Origin of the sequence: Paenibacillus sp. MER 99-2 (assembly GCF_023714095.1) — a bacterium.
GTDB lineage: Bacteria > Bacillota > Bacilli > Paenibacillales > Paenibacillaceae > Paenibacillus.
This window is the reverse complement of the sequence record NZ_JAMAUZ010000027.1, coordinates 1-527: the sequence shown is the minus strand read 5'-3', so window position 1 is coordinate 527 and position 527 is coordinate 1. Positions and strand designations below refer to the sequence as shown.

General features: G+C 49.0%; 2 tRNA genes and 1 rRNA gene. All 3 read right to left on the bottom strand.

The window, feature by feature from the left end:
- A 23S ribosomal RNA gene (locus M3636_RS29105) occupies positions 1-111 on the bottom strand; the annotation flags it as partial.
- A gap of 205 nt (positions 112-316) precedes the next feature.
- Positions 317-392 (bottom strand) — tRNA-Ala (locus tag M3636_RS29100).
- A 21-nt stretch (positions 393-413) separates the two neighbouring features.
- Positions 414-490 (bottom strand) — tRNA-Ile (locus tag M3636_RS29095).
- Positions 491-527: the final 37 nt, after the last annotated feature.

The window sequence follows — 527 nt, the reverse complement described above, 5'->3', positions numbered from 1 at the left end:
CCCCCGGATCAAAGCTTGCTTACAGCTCCCCGAGGCAGTTTCGTTGTTCGCCACGTCCTTCATCGGCTCCTAGCGCCTAGGCATCCTCCGTGTGCTCTTAGTAGCTTAACCATTCGCTCGTGTTCGAGCTGTCGCTCCGCTTGGTTTGGACTATGTCCAAATCCAAAAGTCGCTCCATTTCGATCACTCGCTCCAGCAGTCTACCTTATAAAACACTTCACTTGTTTACACAAGATCAGCTTAAAGGAATGTTCTAATTCGCATTTACTTTCGTTTCGATATCTAGTTTTCAAAGAACAAGCTTATAAAATCTTGTTGGTGGAGCCAAGCGGGATCGAACCGCTGACCTCCTGCTTGCAAGGCAGGCGCTCTCCCAGCTGAGCTATGGCCCCATATTAAATTTAAGGTGTAAATGGTGGGCCCTGGTGGACTCGAACCACCGGCCTCACCCTTATCAGAGGTGCGCTCTAACCAACTGAGCTAAGGGCCCACATTATATTTACTTTAGAACCCATAATGGGTTACGC